Source organism: Pseudomonas sp. X4 (genome assembly GCF_040784925.1).
GTDB classification, from domain to species: Bacteria; Pseudomonadota; Gammaproteobacteria; order Pseudomonadales; family Pseudomonadaceae; genus Aquipseudomonas; species Aquipseudomonas putida_Z.
This window is the reverse complement of record NZ_CP160798.1, coordinates 4,739,507-4,754,102: the sequence shown is the minus strand read 5'-3', so window position 1 is coordinate 4,754,102 and position 14,596 is coordinate 4,739,507. Positions and strand designations below refer to the sequence as shown.

The 14,596-nt window shown below is 65.4% G+C and carries 13 protein-coding genes and 1 pseudogene; 6 read left to right on the top strand and 8 right to left on the bottom strand.

The features are described 5' to 3' along the window. Positions 1-7: 7 nt before the first annotated feature. A pseudogene (locus ABX298_RS21260) lies at positions 8-1,090 on the top strand (PLP-dependent aminotransferase family protein); the annotation flags it as partial. Here the strand turns inward: ABX298_RS21260 and ABX298_RS21255 are convergent. Both ABX298_RS21255 and ABX298_RS21250 read right to left on the bottom strand, forming a co-directional pair. Then, on the bottom strand, positions 1,083-2,279 hold the full coding sequence (locus tag ABX298_RS21255; RefSeq protein WP_367393591.1) for a CynX/NimT family MFS transporter: 1,197 nt from the start codon (positions 2,277-2,279) through the stop codon (positions 1,083-1,085). The pseudogene ABX298_RS21260 and the gene ABX298_RS21255 overlap by 8 nt on opposite strands. Further along, complete coding sequence (locus ABX298_RS21250; protein WP_025338701.1) at positions 2,276-2,734, bottom strand: nucleoside deaminase; 459 nt, start codon at positions 2,732-2,734, stop codon at positions 2,276-2,278. The genes ABX298_RS21255 and ABX298_RS21250 overlap by 4 nt, the downstream gene beginning before the upstream one ends. A gap of 198 nt (positions 2,735-2,932) precedes the next feature. On the opposite strand from ABX298_RS21250, the gene ABX298_RS21245 reads away from it, so the two are divergent. Continuing rightward, complete coding sequence (locus tag ABX298_RS21245; RefSeq protein ID WP_025338700.1) at positions 2,933-3,370, top strand: carboxymuconolactone decarboxylase family protein; 438 nt, start codon at positions 2,933-2,935, stop codon at positions 3,368-3,370. A 131-nt stretch (positions 3,371-3,501) separates the two neighbouring features. Here ABX298_RS21245 and ABX298_RS21240 read toward each other — a convergent pair whose 3' ends face one another. Continuing rightward, positions 3,502-4,512 carry an AraC family transcriptional regulator ligand-binding domain-containing protein gene (locus ABX298_RS21240; protein WP_367393590.1) on the bottom strand — a complete coding sequence of 337 codons (1,011 nt, stop codon included), beginning with the start codon at positions 4,510-4,512 and terminating at the stop codon, positions 3,502-3,504. A gap of 168 nt (positions 4,513-4,680) precedes the next feature. Here ABX298_RS21240 and ABX298_RS21235 point away from each other — a divergent pair, with 168 nt between their 5' ends. Genes ABX298_RS21235 through ABX298_RS21225 form a run of 3 tightly spaced genes read left to right on the top strand, consistent with a single transcriptional unit; the run spans position 4,681 to position 7,321 of the window. Continuing rightward, positions 4,681-5,865, top strand: coding sequence for an acetyl-CoA C-acyltransferase family protein (locus tag ABX298_RS21235; RefSeq protein WP_025338698.1), 1,185 nt, complete (start codon positions 4,681-4,683; stop codon positions 5,863-5,865). 13 nt (positions 5,866-5,878) lie between these two features. After that, positions 5,879-6,727: a 3-hydroxybutyryl-CoA dehydrogenase gene (locus ABX298_RS21230; RefSeq protein ID WP_085615207.1), complete on the top strand. Its 849-nt coding sequence runs from the start codon at positions 5,879-5,881 to the stop codon at positions 6,725-6,727. A gap of 12 nt (positions 6,728-6,739) precedes the next feature. After that, entirely contained in the window at positions 6,740-7,321 is a 582-nt protein-coding gene (locus ABX298_RS21225; RefSeq protein WP_075044895.1) for a TetR/AcrR family transcriptional regulator, read from the top strand. Between the two features lie 110 nt (positions 7,322-7,431). On the opposite strand, the gene ABX298_RS21220 is transcribed toward ABX298_RS21225, so the two are convergent. The 5 genes from ABX298_RS21220 to ABX298_RS21200 are packed head-to-tail and all read right to left on the bottom strand — an operon-like array spanning position 7,432 to position 13,931. After that, the gene (locus ABX298_RS21220) at positions 7,432-7,809 is read right to left on the bottom strand and encodes a response regulator (RefSeq protein WP_075044893.1); all 378 of its coding nucleotides are present in this window, start codon (positions 7,807-7,809) and stop codon (positions 7,432-7,434) included. Between the two features lie 44 nt (positions 7,810-7,853). Further along, complete coding sequence (locus ABX298_RS21215; RefSeq protein ID WP_075044892.1) at positions 7,854-9,080, bottom strand: hybrid sensor histidine kinase/response regulator; 1,227 nt, start codon at positions 9,078-9,080, stop codon at positions 7,854-7,856. After that, positions 9,074-9,649: a chemotaxis protein CheB gene (locus ABX298_RS21210; RefSeq protein WP_286919438.1), complete on the bottom strand. Its 576-nt coding sequence runs from the start codon at positions 9,647-9,649 to the stop codon at positions 9,074-9,076. The genes ABX298_RS21215 and ABX298_RS21210 overlap by 7 nt, the downstream gene beginning before the upstream one ends. Continuing rightward, positions 9,646-10,467, bottom strand: a complete 822-nt coding sequence (locus ABX298_RS21205; protein WP_003259474.1) for a protein-glutamate O-methyltransferase CheR — start codon at positions 10,465-10,467, stop codon at positions 9,646-9,648. The genes ABX298_RS21210 and ABX298_RS21205 overlap by 4 nt, the downstream gene beginning before the upstream one ends. Continuing rightward, complete coding sequence (locus ABX298_RS21200; protein WP_367393589.1) at positions 10,464-13,931, bottom strand: response regulator; 3,468 nt, start codon at positions 13,929-13,931, stop codon at positions 10,464-10,466. Before ABX298_RS21200 ends, ABX298_RS21205 begins: the two co-directional genes overlap by 4 nt. Before the next feature lie 249 nt (positions 13,932-14,180). Here ABX298_RS21200 and ABX298_RS21195 point away from each other — a divergent pair, with 249 nt between their 5' ends. Then, a complete protein-coding gene (locus ABX298_RS21195) occupies positions 14,181-14,531 on the top strand; it encodes a response regulator (RefSeq protein WP_367393588.1) in 351 nt (116 codons plus the stop codon). Positions 14,532-14,596: the final 65 nt, after the last annotated feature.

The following is a 14,596-nucleotide window of genomic DNA, read 5'->3' as shown; positions in this document are numbered from 1 at the left end:
CAGTCCACGTTACGACTTCATCGGCGGGGCCTCGAGCAAGGCGCAGTTCCCGTTCGACCAGTGGCGCAGTTGCCTGAACTATGCCCTGCGCCGCAGCCAGCGCCACCCCGAGCGACAGTTCCCGGCCCAGGGCCTGCCAGAGCTGCGCGAGGCCATTGCCCATCACGTCGCCTACGCCCGCGGCGTGCACTGCAGCGCCGCCGACCTGCTGGTGTGCAACGGCGCCCAGCAGGCTCTGGACCTGATCGCCCGGGTATTGGTGGAGCCGGGTTGCCAGGTGGCCATGGAAGACCCGGGCTACCCGCCAGCGCGGCAACTGTTCCTGGCCCTGGGCGCGCGCCTGCAATCGGTACCGGTGGACGATGAAGGCCTGTGCGTGGAACAGATCGCCGACGGCACCCGGCTGATCTACGTGACGCCCTCGCACCAGTTTCCGCTGGGCATGCCGATGAGCGAGGCACGCCGGCACGCCCTGCTGGCACGGGCCGCCGAGCTGGGTGCGTTGATCATCGAAGACGACTACGACTGCGAGTTCCGCTACCACGGCCCAGCCGCGGAAGCGTTGCAGCGCCTCGACCGCCATGGCCTGGTGGCCTATGTGGGGACCTTTTCCAAGACCTTGCTGCCCGAGTTGCGCCTGGGCTACGCCGTACTGCCGCCCGCCGTGTTGAAGGCCGCCTGCGTGGCCAAGCACCTCAGCGACTGGCACAGCCCGACCCTGTTGCAGTGGGCACTGGCGCGGTTTCTCGGCGAAGGCCACCTGAACAAGCACATCCGCCGTTGCCACGAGGTCTACAGCGCCCGTCGCGAACGCATCCTCGCGCGGCTGGGCGGCGACCTGTCACCGTGGTTCAGCGCCATCCCCGCCAGCGCCGGGTTCCACCTCAGCGCCCTGGCCAGACCTGGGGTCGATGTCGAGCTGCTGGCCAACCTCGCACGCAAGGTGGAAGTCGGCCTGTACTCGCTGGCGCCGTTCTTCAGCGAAGCGCCAGTGCGCCCGGGGCTGTTGCTGGGCTTCGGCGCCATCGAGCTGCTGGACATCGACCCAGCGCTGGACCGGGTGCGCGACACCCTGCAGCGCCTCAGTTGACCGGTGCGGCCTTGCCCGCCACTACCGGGCGGGCAATGGCCGCGGCATAACCGCGTGGGTTGAAGCAGGCGGTAACCAGCAGCATTGCCACCACGGTCACGGTCAGCAGCGTCCACGAGGCCTGGAAATCACCGCTCATGTCGCGCAACCAGCCGGTGACGTACGGCACGATGCCGGTGATGATGAAGCCGATGCCCTGCACGAACGCCGCCAGGCTGCCAGCCTCGGCAGGCGTCTTCAGGTGCTCCAGGGTCAGCGTCAGGCTCTGGCTGAAGCAGGCGCCCAGGCCGAAACCGATCATCGCCACCCACAGCCCCGAGGCCAGCGTGGGTGCCAGCAGCAGGCCGAGGAAACCCACCAGCTGGATCGCCAAGGCCAGCCACAGGCCCGGGCGCCGGTCTGCCCAGCGCCGCAGCAACAGCGGCAGGCCCAGTGCGCCGGCCACCTGGAAGATGGTCATCAGGCCAACCAGGTCGGCACCGCCCTGGGCGCTGCCACCATGCTCGATGTGATAGGCCGGCAACCAGGCCACCATGCTGGTGTAGCCACCGTTGATCAAGCCAAAGTACAGCGCCAGCAACCAGGCCCGACGCGTACCGAACCAATGACCGCCGGCGGCACCGGCCAGTTTCGGCGCCTCCTGGCGCGGCCGCAGCACGGCCCAGGTCAGCACCGCCAGCACAGCCGGGATCGCCCACACGCCCAGGCCGACCTGCCAGTGGCCGAAGTAGCCACTGATGTGCGGCCCAAGCACGGCGGCCAGGCCGCCGCCGCTCATCAGCGCTGCCGAATACAGGCCCATCGCCCCCGCCAGGCGGCCGGGAAACCAGCGGTTGACCAGCCCCGGCATCATGCCCTGCACTACCGCCACCCCCAGGCCGGCGACCACCGCACTGGCAATCAGCGCCCAGGCGCTGCCCAGTTGCAGGCGCCACAGGCAGGCCAGGGCGATGGCAGACAGGCCAGCGAGCATGCCGCCATGTTCGCTGATCCAGCGCCGCAACCAGGGTTGCAGCAAGGGCACCAGGCCCATGCACAGCACCGGCAACGCCGTCAGCAAGGCCGCCTGCTGGTAACCCAGGCCGGTGCTGGCGCGCATGGGTTCGAGCAACGGGCCGATGCTGGTCAGGATCGGCCGCAGGTTCAGTGCCAGCAGCATGACCAGCAACAGGTTCAATGCCGCTCTCATTGTGCGTTGGCCTGTTTCCATTCAAGGTACAGACCGGCTTCGCCGCTGGGCTTCAGCGCGCGCAGCGGCAGGCTCTGCTGCTGGGGCGGGCGAGCCATCTGCGCGTATACCGCCGCGGTGGACAAGCCATAGGGTTCGCCCTCGGCGTTGTCGTAGGCAAACCAGGCCCGCTCGATGCCGCACAGGTGCATGGCCGCCAGGCACATCGGGCACGGGTGGCCGCTGGCGTAGATTTCGGCGCCATCCAGGCGCGCCTGGCCCAGGGCGTGGCTGGCCTTGCGGATGGCCTGCATCTCGGCGTGGGCGGTCGGGTCCTGGGTGCTGTGGATCTCGTTGACCGCACGTGCCAGCACCTGCCCTTGGTACACCAGCACGGCGCCGAAGGGCCGGCCACCGGCCTTGATGTTGGCGCGGGCCAGGTCGAGCGCTTCGCGCATGTAGCGTTCTTCGGACATGAATCGGTTCTCCTGTTGCAAGACCTGGTCATTATCCGGGCTTGGGCGGCCTGGCAGAAATGAAGAGATTGGATGCCTGTCAGTGGCCTCCCGAATGGCCGATTGGCCTCCCGCTCATGCGCGCGATTGGCTATCGGGGAGGCCAACGTGCGGCGCTACAGTAGCGCCATCCCCACCCCACACCCTTTGGAGACAGCCATGCACAACCGTATCGAATGGGCCAAGCACGCCCCCGAGGCCTACAAAGCCATGGTCGGCCTGGAGCAGGCCCTGGCCAAGAGCGGCCTGGAAAATTCCCTGCTGGAACTGGTGCGCCTGCGGGCCTCGCAGATCAACGGCTGCGCCTACTGCGTCAACCTGCACGCCAACGATGCGCGCAAGGCCGGTGAGACCGAGGCACGCCTGCAGACCTTGTGCGTCTGGCAGGAAACCGCCTACTTCACCCCGCGCGAGCGTGCTGCGCTGGCCTGGGTGGAGAGCCTGACCCGGCTGCCCGAGCACGGCGCGCCGCAGGGCGAATATGAAGCCTTGCAGGAGCACTTCGAGCCGGCCGAGGTGGCCAACCTGACCCTGGCAATTGCCACCATCAATGCCTGGAACCGCTTCGGGGTCGGGTTTGCCATGGTGCCGGCCTGATCATTGATCGGTAGCCTGTACCGGCCTCTTCGCGGGTGAACCCGCTCCCACAGGTACAGCACATTTTTCAGATTCTGTGAGTCCCCTGTGGGAGCGGGTTCACCCGCGAAGAGGCCCGCACAGGCAACATCTCAACGCCCGGCCAACCGCGCCCGGTAGCTGCCGGGGCTCTGCCCGGTCCATTTCTTGAACGCCCGGTGAAACGCACTGGGCTCCTGGAACCCGGTCTGCTCGGCAATCTCGGCAATGCTCAGCTCCCCTTCGCGCAACCGCTCGAAGGCCATTGCCCGGCGCACCTCATCCTTGATCTGCTGGTACGAACGCCCTTCCCGCTCCAGCTGCCGACGGAAAGTACTGGCACTGACCCCCTGCTGCTGCGCCAGCGCCGCCAGCGTCGGCCACTGCCCATAGCGCCGTGCCCGCAGGTGCCGGTACACCTCGGCCACCAGCCCGTTCTGGTTGCGAAAGCGAATCACCAACCCCTGCGGCGCGCTGCGCAGGAAGGTTTTCAGGGCCGCCACATCCTGCACCACCGGCAGGCGCAGGTAGGCGCTGTCGAACTCCACCTCGGTGCGCCCGCTGCCCAGGCGCAGGTCCGGCCCCCACAGCAGCAGGTCGTCCTCCTGGGCCGGGCGCGACACCGCCAGCTCGGTGCGGTCGATGGCGATCCGCCGCCCGGCCAGCCAGCACAGCATGCCGATCATCAGCACCAGGTAGGTTTCCTCGGCATAAACCCGGGTCAGCGGGTCGGCGATGCTCGACTGCACGCTGATCAGCGCCCGCCCGCCACGCAGCGTCAGGCTGCCGCGCAAATCGCGCAGGAACAGGCCAAAACCGCCCATGCACTGGCGCAAGGCCTTTTCCAGGTTCGGCTCCAGGATCAGGCCCCGGCAGATCAGGGCGAAACTGCCCGGCGGCATGCCGTGGCTGTCGAGGCGGAAGAACTCGTCGTCCAGGCGCTGGATCAGCGCCAGCCACAGCTGGGCGAAGGCCTTGGCCGGTACACGGGCCTGGGGCTGCTCGAGCAGTTGCGGGTCGATGCCCACCGCACGCAGCTGCGCATCGCGTTCGGTGGGGCAGTCGCGCAGGGCGTGGAGCATGGCATTGAGGAAGTACACGGCGACCGAATCGCTATCGCGCATGGCGGTTTTCGCTGTCTATGCTGAGTGGCAAAAAGTGCCAGGTTGTCTGAACAGTTCCGGCATAGGCTGCAACAGAGCCTTTGCCTAGACTCGGTCCCACTCCGGGATCGCCGGCCATTCTCGCAGAGCCTGGCCCGGTCCCGCCATGCCTTCGCAATCGGAGCCCCTATGAGCAGCGCAGAAATCTACGTCGTCAGTGCCGTCCGTTCAGCCATTGGTGGCTTTGGCGGTTCCCTCAAGGACCTGCCGCTGGCCGACCTGGCCAGCGCCATCACCCGCGCCGCCATCGAGCGCTCGGGCGTTGCCGCCGAGCAAGTCGGCCACCTGGTGATGGGCACGGTGATCCCTACCGAACCGCGTGACGCCTACCTGGCCCGCGTAGCGGCAATGAACGCCGGCATCCCCAAGGAAACCCCGGCATTCAACGTCAACCGCCTGTGCGGCTCGGGCCTGCAGGCCATCGTCTCGGCAGCCCAATGCCTGCTGCTCGGCGACACCGATGTGGCCGTGGCAGCCGGCGCCGAATCCATGAGCCGTGGCCCGTACCTGCTGCCGCAGGCACGCTGGGGCGCTCGCATGGGTGACCTGCAAGGCATCGACTACACCGTCGGCGTGCTGCAGGACCCGTTTGAACACTTCCATATGGGCATCACTGCCGAGAACGTTGCGGCCAAGCACGGCATTACCCGCGAAATGCAGGACGAACTGGCCCTGACCAGCCAGCGCCGCGCTGCCCGCGCCATTGCCGAAGGCCGCTTCGCCAGCCAGATCGTCCCGCTGGAACTGAAAACCCGCAAGGGCAGCGTGCAGTTCAGCACCGACGAGCATGTGCGTGGCGAAGTGACCGCCGAGCAACTGGCGGGGATGAAGACCGTGTTCAAGAAAGACGGCACCGTTACCGCCGGCAATGCCAGTGGCATCAACGACGGCGCTGGCGGCCTGGTACTGGCCAGTGGTGATGCGGTGCGCCGCCTGGGCCTGAAGCCGCTGGCACGCCTGGTGGGCTACGCCCATGCCGGTGTCGAGCCTGAACTGATGGGCCTGGGCCCGATCCCGGCCACCCGCAAGGTGCTGGAAAAGACCGGCCTGAAGGTGCAGGACCTGGATGTGATCGAGTCCAACGAAGCCTTCGCCGCCCAGGCCTGCGCCGTGGCTCGCGAACTGGGCTTCGACCCGGAAAAGGTCAACCCCAACGGCTCGGGCATTTCCCTGGGTCACCCGGTGGGCGCCACCGGCGCGATCATCGCCACCAAGGCCATCCATGAGCTGCAGCGCATCCAGGGCCGCTACGCCCTGGCCACCATGTGCATCGGCGGTGGCCAAGGCATCGCCGTGGTCTTCGAGCGCGTCTGAGGGAGCCTGACACATGAGCATTGAACAGATTGCCGTGATCGGCGCCGGCACCATGGGCAACGGCATTGCCCAGGTGTGTGCGGTGGCCGGCTACCAGGTACTGCTGGTGGATGTTTCCGACGCTGCGCTGGAGCGCGGCGTGGCCACCTTGAGCAAGAACCTCGAGCGCCAGGTCGGCAAAGGCACCCTCGACGCCGACAAGGCGGCAGCCGCCCGCACGCGCATTCGCACCAGCACCGACTACACCCAGCTGCGCGGCGCGCAGCTGGTGATCGAGGCCGCCACCGAGAACCTGCAGCTCAAGCAGCGCATCCTGCAGCAGGTGGCGGCCAACGTCGCCGCCGACTGCCTGATCGCCACCAACACCTCGTCGCTGTCGGTCACCCAGCTGGCGGCCAGCATCGAGCACCCCGAGCGCTTCATTGGCGTGCACTTCTTCAACCCGGTGCCGATGATGGCGCTGGTCGAGATCATTCGCGGCCTGCAGACCAGCGACAGCACCTACGCCCAGGCGCTGGTGGTGACCGAAAAGGTCGGCAAGACCCCGATCACCGCCGGCAACCGCCCGGGCTTCGTGGTCAACCGCATCCTGGTGCCGATGATCAACGAAGCGATCTTCGTGCGCCAGGAGGGCCTGGCCAGTGCCGAGGACATCGACACCGGCATGCGCCTGGGCTGCAACCAGCCGATCGGCCCGCTGGCCCTGGCCGACCTGATCGGCCTGGACACCCTGCTAGCGATCATGGAGGCCTTCCATGAAGGCTTCAACGACAGCAAGTACCGCCCTGCCCCGTTGCTCAAGGAAATGGTCGCGGCCGGTTGGCTGGGGCGCAAGAGCGGCCGCGGTTTCTTCACCTACTGAGGAGCGAACGCCATGCCCCCGGTCAATGCCGCGATGCGCTGTGCCAACTTTGAAGAGCGACGTGACCGGGCCATGGCGCTGTTTGCCGAAAAGGGCTTTGGCCAGGTCAGCATGCGCGAGCTGGCGGCCCATGTGGGGCTTACCGCAGGCTCGCTGTACCACCACTTTCCCAGCAAGCAGGACTTGTTGTACGACCTGATCGAGGAGTTGTACGAGGAGTTGCAGGCCACCCTGGACCAGGGGCGCAGGGCCATGGCGCGCGGGGCGTCGGCGTTGAGCTGCCTGATTGCCGCGCACTGGCAGCTGCATGCCGAGCGGCCCATGCAGTTTCGCCTGGCAGAGCGCGACTTCTGTTGCCTGAGCGAAGACCAGCAGGCGCGCCTGGCCTTGCTGCGCAAGCGCTATGAGGCGGGGTTGCTGAGGTTGATCGCACCGCAGGCGAAGTTGCAGGGGCAGGCCCTGGTGGCCACGGCGCATGTGGTGGCGACGCTGCTGAACCAGTTGCCGGGGTTGTTGAAGGCCTTGCCCGAAGAACAGGGGCTGGGGTTGATGGAAAGCATGCTGGTGGGTGGGCTGGAGCGGACACTGCGCTAGCCTGCACCGGCCCTTTCGCGGGTAAACCCGCTCCCACAGGAACGGTGCAAACCTTGAGACTTGCACAGCTCCTGTGGGAGCGGGTTTACCCGCGAAAGGGCCAGTGCAGGCTAGCGCAGGAGTGACTGGATCTGATCGTGCAAGGTATCCAGGTCGAACGGCTTGGCCAGGATCGGTGCCTTGCGGGTGATAGGGCTGCCGGATTCGAGAATCTCCGCCGGGTAGCCGCTGATGAAGATCACCTTCAGGTCCGGCCGCAATTTCACCGCCGGCTCGGCAATGTCCACCCCGGAAATCCCGCCCGGCAAGCGGAAGTCCGTCACCATCAGGTCGAGGTGCGGCTTGCTCGCCAGGATCGCGAACGCCTGCTCGCCATCCTCGGCCACCAGCACGTGGTAGCCCTCGCCTGCCAGGTAATCACGCAGGATCATGCGAATCGCCGGTTCGTCCTCGACCACCAGTACTACATCTTGTGCATCTTCACTCATGTCAACGCCTTGAAATACTTACAGCTGGCCATCAGACCCCAGGCTCAGGCAGAGGTTGCCCGTGCCTGGTCGTTTTGTTGTTCGTAAGTTGCCAGTGGCAACTGCAAGGTAAAGGTGGCGCCTTTGCCCTCTTCACTCTCCACCAGTATGCGCCCACCGTGTGCCTGGACGATCTGCTCCGATATGTACAGCCCCAGGCCCAACCCACCGCTGGCCTGCTGGGTGGCGACCCGCTCGAACTGCTGGAAGATGCGCTGCTGGTTGGCCACGCAGATGCCGATGCCATGGTCCTGCACCTGCACGCAGGCCAGGCCGTCCTGCTCGAACACCCGCACCTGCACCGGTTTGCGCTCACCATAACGCAAGGCATTGGACAACAGGTTGGCCAGCACCTGCTCGATGCGAAACTCGTCCCACTCACCCTGCAGCGGCTCGCAGCGTTGCAATTCGAAATGGGTATCCAGTGCGCTGGCCTGGGCAGCAAAGTTCTCCACCAGGCCGCGCACCAGCTGGCCCAGGTCGAACGCCTTGGGCCGCAACGACAGTTTGCCGGTGCGGATGCGCGATACATCGAGCATGTCTTCGACCAGGCGGATCAGGCTGTTGATCTGCCGCTCGTCGCGCTCGACCATGGCCTGCAGCTTGTCGCCGCTGAAGGCGGCAAGGTTGCCGCGTGCCAGGTGCAGCTTGCGCAGCTGGGTTTCCAGGATCAGGCCATTGAGCGGGGTGCGCACCTCGTGGGACACGATCGACATGAAGTCATCGCGCATGCGCACGGCATGCTCCAGTTCACCCCGCGCCGTTTGCAGCTGGGCCAGCAGCAGCTCCTGCTCCTGGCGGCTGCGTTCCAGGGCCTGCAACTGGCGGTCGAGCACCTTGCGCTGGCGGTACAGGTCGACGAACACCGACACCTTGCTCTTCACCGCCAGGGTGTCGAGCGGCTTGTACAGAAAGTCCACCGCGCCGCTTTCATAGCCCTTGAACGCGTAGTTCATCTCGCGCCCGGCGGCAGTGACGAACACGATGGGGATGTTGCGAGTCTTTTCCGTGCCGCGCATCAGCTCGGCCAGCTCGAAACCGTTCATGCCCGGCATCTGCACGTCGAGGATGGCCAGGGCGAACTCGTGCTCGAGCAACAGCGACAACGCTGCCTCGGCCGACTGTGCCTGGTGCACCTCGCGGTCTTGGCCCTGGATCAGGGCGTCGAGGGCCAGCAGGTTTTCTGGCAGGTCGTCGACGATCAGCAGTTTGGCGATGGTGTGGCTTAGCATGCGCTGGGTTCCAGGGCGGCGAGCAATCGCTCGATGCCACTCAGAGAAAGAATATGGTCGGGCTGGTGCAGGGCCAATGCGGCCTCCGGCATCAGCGCCACCTGTGCGTCGCAAGGGTCCTGGACCACGGTCCGGCCCCCGTTGCGCTTGATATAGGCAAGGCCTTCTGCGCCATCCTCGTTGGCCCCGGTGAGCAACATGCCCAGCAGGCCGGCACCATAGGCATCGGCCGCCGACATGAACAGGTAGTCGATCGCCGGCCGGGAAAAATGCACCGGCGGCTCCTGGCTCAGCGACAGGGTCAGGTCACGCTCCACCGACAGGTGATAACCCGGCCCGGCAACGTAGATCTGCCCGGCGCGCAGCGGTTGTTTGTCACAGGCCTCGCACACTGGCCGCCGCAGGCGACGTTGCAGCACCTCGGCCAGCTGGCTGTGGCGGTCATCTGGCAGGTGCAGCACGCATATCACCGGAATGGCGAAGCCGGCCGGCAACGCGCCCAGCACACTGAACAGCGCTGTAACGCCGCCGGCCGAGGCGCCGATCACCATCGCGCGTACGCCTTTCATGACTTGCGGTAGATCCGTTCGGGCTTGACCAGCGGCTCGAAGCGCTCGCTGTAGGCGGAAAAATCCACCGATTCCTTGCTGCCCAGCACCAGGAAGCCGCGGTGGCATAGGGACTCGTGGAACAGGCCCAGGGCGCGGTCCTGCAGCTCCTTGTTGAAGTAGATGAGCACGTTGCGGCACGACACCAGCTGGGTTTCGGAAAACACGCTGTCGGTGGCCAGGCTGTGGTCGGCGAAGGTCACGTTGTCGCGCAGGGTGCTGTCCATGATGGCGTTGCCGTAGGCTGCCGTGTAGTACTCGGCAAAGTCCCGCCGGCCGCCGGCGATGCGATAGTTTTCGGCGTACTCGCGCATGCTCTGCATCGAGTAGATGCCCTGCTTGGCCTTGTCCAGCGAATGCGGGTTGATGTCGGTGGCGTAGATGATGGTGCGCTCCAGCAGGCCCTCCTCGCGCAGCAGGATGGCCATCGAATACACCTCCTCGCCCGTGCTGCAGCCGGCAATCCACACCTTGATCGACGGCCAGGTGCGCAGCAGCGGTACCACTTCGTTGCGCAGCGCCAGGTAGTGCCCCGGGTCGCGGAACATCTCGCTGACCGGGATCGTCAGGTACTGCAGCAACTGCATGAACATGCCAGGGTCGTGCAGCACGCGCTCCTGCAGCGCCGACACCGTGAGGCAGTCGAACTGGCGCAGCGCATGCAGGATCCGGCGCTTGATCGACGCGCCGGAATAGTTGCGGAAATCGTAGCTGTACTTGAGGTAGATGGCCTCGATCAGCAAGCGGATTTCGATATCGGTGTTACGTTCGCTAGTCAAATTCGCTCCAGTTGCGGCAGCCACACACGGATCAGCGAGAACAAGCGGTCCAGGTCGATCGGTTTGGCCAGGTAATCGTTGGCGCCGGCCTGCAGGCAACGCTGCTGGTCATCCTTCATCGCCTTGGCGGTCACGGCAATGATCGGCAGCTTGCGCCAGCGTTGTTGCTGGCGGATCAGCCGGGTAGCCTCGAAGCCGTCCATTTCCGGCATCATCACGTCCATCAGCACCAGGTCGATGTCGTCATGCTGCTCCAGGCGCTCGATGGCTTCGCGGCCGTTGCGGCCGATTTCGACGATCGCGCCCTTGTGTTCCAGCGCGCTGGTCAGGGCGAAGATGTTGCGCACGTCGTCGTCCACCAGCAGCACCTTGCGGCCTTCGAATACCTTGTCGCGGCTGCGCGCGGTCTTGAGCATGCGCTGGCGTTCGTTGGACAGCTGCGACTCGACCTTGTGCAGGAACAGCGTCACTTCGTCGAGCAGGCGCTCCGGCGAGCGGGCGCCCTTGATGATGATCGAGCGCGAATACTTGAGCAGGTCGGCTTCTTCTTCGCGGGTCAGGTTGCGCCCGGTATACACGATCACCGGCGGGAAGGCACGGATGTCCTCGGCGGTCATGCGCTTGAGCAGCTCGTTGCCGAGCATGTCGGGCAGCTTGAGGTCGATGATCATGCAGTCGTAGATGTTCTCGCGCAGCAACGCCAGGGCATCCTGGGCCATGGCCACGGCGGTGATCTCGACATCGTCGTCGCCGATCAGGCGGGCAATGCTTTCGCGCTGCAGGTCGTCGTCTTCCACCAGCAGGATGTGCTTGAGCTTCTGGGTCAGCTTGGCCTCCAGGCGGGCGAACACTTCCTTGAGTTGTTCGCGGCTGGTGGGCTTGACCGCGTAGCCGACGGCGCCCATGTGCATGGCAGCCTCGACCCGGTCCTCCACGGAAATGATATGCACCGGGATGTGCCGGGTGCTCGCCTGCTCCTTCAGGCGTTGCAGCACGGTCAGGCCGGAATGGTCGGGCAAACGCATGTCCAGCAGGATGGCATCGGGGATGTACTGCGCGGCCAGTTCGAAGCCCTCGTCGGCGCCCTGCGCCACCAGGCAGCTGTAACCCAGTTCGTGGGCCAGGTCGAAGAGGATGCGGGCGAAGTTCGGTTCGTCCTCGATCACCAGAATGCAGCGGTTGCCGAACGGCGCGCGCTCGCGGTCGTCGGCGAATGTCGGTGCCTGGCGTTTCGGCGCCGCCACCGCCGGTGCCTGCGGCGCGGGTGGCAGGCTGTCGACCGCCGGGCGCAGGCTGAGTGGCTCGATATCCTGCGCAACCCGCTCATAGCGCTCCGGCAGGATCAGGCTGAACACGCTGCCCTGGCCGGGGCTGCTGTCGACGCTGATCTGCCCACCCAGCAGGTGCGCCAGGTCGCGGGAAATGGACAGGCCCAGGCCAGTGCCGCCATAACGGCGATTGCTGGTGCCATCGACCTGGTGGAAGGCGCCGAAGATCGCCTGCTGCTGGTCGGCGGCGATGCCGATGCCGGTATCGCGCACGGCAAAGACGATGCCGGTGCCGGGCTGGTAACCGATGTTCAGGCTGACCTGGCCGCGCTCGGTGAACTTGATGGCGTTGGACAGCAGGTTCTTGAGAATCTGCTCCAGCCGCTGGCGGTCGGTGAACAGCGTGGCCGGCACCTGCGCCTCGGTGGTCACCTCGAAGGCCAGGCCCTTGTGCCCGGCCAGCGGCTCGAACATGCCACGCAGGCCTTCGACCAGGCGTTCCACCTGGGTGCTTTCGGGGCGCACTTCGAGCTTGCCGGCTTCCACCTTGGCGATGTCGAGAATGTCGTTGATCAGGTTGAGCAGGTCGTTGCCGGCCGAGTATATGGATTCGGCGAACTTGACCTGCTCGTCGCTGAGGTTGCCCTCGCCGTTCTCCGCCAGCAGCTTGGCCAGGATCAGCGAACTGTTCAGCGGCGTACGCAGCTCGTGGGACATATTGGCGAGGAACTCGGACTTGTACTTGCTCGAACGCTGCAGTTCCTCGGCGCGCGCCTGCAGCTCGTCCTGGGCCTGGAGCAGCTCGTCGTTCTTGCGGTCCAGCGCCTCGGTGCGCTCGGACAATTGCTCGTTGGTCTGCTCCAGTTCCGCCTGCTGGGTTTCCAGATGGGCCTGGGACTCCTTGAGCACGCGGGATTGCTCTTCGAGCTCTTCGTTGGCGGTTTTCAGCTCTTCCTGCTGCACTTGCAGCTCTTCGTTCAGTTGCTGGGTCTCGGCCAGCACTTCCTGCAGGCGCTGCCGGTAGCGGGCGCTTTCGATGGAGATACCGAGGTTGCCACGGACCCGCTGCAGCATCTCTTCGTCACGCTCCTGCAGCGGCCGCAGGAAGCCCAGCTCCAGCACACCGTTGATCTGCCCGTCATCACTGCAGGGCATCAGCATGGCACTGCGCGGCAGGCCCCGACCCAGGCCGGAACTGAGGTGGAAATAGTCGTCGGGCAAGTCGTCCAGGCGCAGCAGCCGCGCTTCGCGCACGGCCTGGGCCAGCAGGCCTTCGTGATCGCCCAGCACCTGCTCGCGGGCCTGCTCCTCGGCATCCAGGCCATAGCTGGCCACACGCACCAGGCGGCCATGCTCGTCACGTACGTACAGTGCGCCGACCACGCTGCCCAGGTAGCTGGCGAAGAAACGCAGGATGTTGTCACCGAGCATGGGCAGGGTCAGCTGGCCGAGCACCTGTTCGGCCAGTTGCGTCTGCCCGTTGCGCAGCCAGGCCTGGTGCTCCAGGCGCTCGGCCGCGCGCTGCTGGGCCTTGAAGTTTTCGTCATAGGTACCCGACAGCGCCAATAGGTCGCGCCGCCCGAGGTAGGCCAGCAAGGCACTTAGGCCGACGATGAACAGCACGAAGGACGACATGACCGTGACGGTCACACTGTTGACCCGCTCGTTGCGCGCCATGCGCAACTGTTGTTCGCTGGCGATCAGGTTGTCGAACTCCTTGCGGATCTCGTCAGTCAGGCGCTTGCCGCGGCCGTTGCCGATCAAGGCGCGGTAATCACCCTGGCTGCGGCGCAAGTTGATCATCTCGCTGCCGAAGGTGTTCCACGCCTGCTGCAGGGCGATCAGCCGGTCGATGCGTTCGACCTGTTGCGGGTTGTCCTCGACCATGCCGCGCAGGCTCTGCAGGCTACCGAAGATGCGCGGCTTGGCCACCTCGTAGGGGTCGAGGAAACGCTCGTCGCCGGTGATCAGGAAGCCACGCATGCCGGTTTCCATGTCGATCGACAGTTTGACCGTTTCGTTGGCATTGCCGATCACCCGGTCGGTGTGCTCGACCCACTGCAAGGCCGAAAGCAGGTAGTTGATCACCGCGACGAAGGCAACGGCCCCCAGCAGGCCAACCCCCAGGGGTAGGCCGACGTTGCGGCTCAACAGCTTGCGGAAGCTCCGCTGGTCCATCGAGGCTGCTTGAATCATGTGAAAACGCCCGAGCAAGTAAAGTCCATTGAAAGTGTGGCAAAGCGATCGTTGTAGTTGTCTGCCACTGCTCTGTCCCGTAAAGCGAGTCTAACCAGCTTTGGCGGGTCTGGCAGGGCATTTAGCCAGTATTTGAAGGTGATGTGCGCCAATCGTTCCATCTGATTGCACGGACCGGTATCCTCCGGGAACTTCTGCTGCCATCCGGAGCACAGATTAAAGACATTCATTCTGCACAGGATCGCAACCATGCACCTTCTGGTAGTCGAAGACGACGACATCGTACGCATGCTGATGGTCGAAGTGCTCGACGAGTTGGGCTACACCGTCATCGAAGCGGAGCATGCCAACGCGGCGCTGCGCATTCTCGAGGACCCGAGCCAGGCACTGGCGCTGATGATGACCGATGTGGGGCTGCCGGACATGCGTGGCGAAGAGTTGGCGGTCAAGGCGCGCGAGCTGCGGCCGCTGTTGCCGGTGCTGTTCGCCAGTGGCTATGCCGAAAGCGTCGATGTACCGGAGGGCATGCACCTCATCGGCAAGCCGTTCAGCATCGACCAGTTGCGGGAGAAGGTGCAGGCCATTCTGGGTAACCCTTGAAATCGGTGTCGCCTGCTTCGCGGGCTTGCCCGCTCCCACAGGGAACGCGCGGCCCCAAAGCTGGC